This window comes from Haemophilus parahaemolyticus (assembly GCF_002015035.1).
Taxonomy (GTDB): domain Bacteria; phylum Pseudomonadota; class Gammaproteobacteria; order Enterobacterales; family Pasteurellaceae; genus Haemophilus_A; species Haemophilus_A parahaemolyticus.
The window spans coordinates 1-633 of record NZ_MUXY01000006.1 but is presented as its reverse complement, the minus strand read 5'-3'; the positions used below and the strand labels follow the sequence as shown (position 1 = coordinate 633).

The 633-nt window shown below is 43.9% G+C and carries 1 protein-coding gene; it reads right to left on the bottom strand.

The annotated features are described in order from the left end of the window. A partial coding sequence (locus B0185_RS05235) for a hypothetical protein (protein WP_158077818.1) occupies positions 1-633 on the bottom strand: 633 nt, incomplete at both ends.

Sequence of the window (633 nt, the reverse complement as noted above, 5' to 3'; positions counted from 1 at the left end):
AGTTCAAGCCTTCTGATAACGTCACCGTTTTCGCTTCTCCATCGTTCGCTTTGTACGTTAATGGAATCTCTGCCGCCGCTTTCGCTCCATCAAAGTTCACGGTGTAAGTCGTGTTACCATTCTCAGTGTGCGGTGTTACGGTAATCGGGTTATTCGCTGCCGTTGAAGTGTTTACTTTCACGGTTTCATTCGCTAAAGCTTTGATTTTCGCTTTTGATACCGACACTTCATATTTCGCATTCTTATCACCAGACTGTTTATTATCCGCAACCGTCACTTCCGCAATGTTGTCTTCATCCGCTTTCTTAATCACGGACTCTGTCGATACATTTCCTGACACTGTGTCGTAAAGTTGTTTCACATTCACCGCATCTGTCGGTGCTGTACCCGTGCTTACATTGTGGACTTGGTTTCCACCCATATCCACGTTACCACCGTTTTTCACGGTTAAGTTCGTGGTTGTGGTGTTGTTCGCTGTCACATTGTTAAATGTCACATCGTCTTTCGTTGCATAGATAAACTTGTTGCCATCTTTTTGCAATGCAATGTTTTTACCTGCAATAAAGGTTACGTTATTACCCGCTGCAATATTGCTATCTCCGTCACCAGAGTCTGCATTGGTTGTTACGCTAT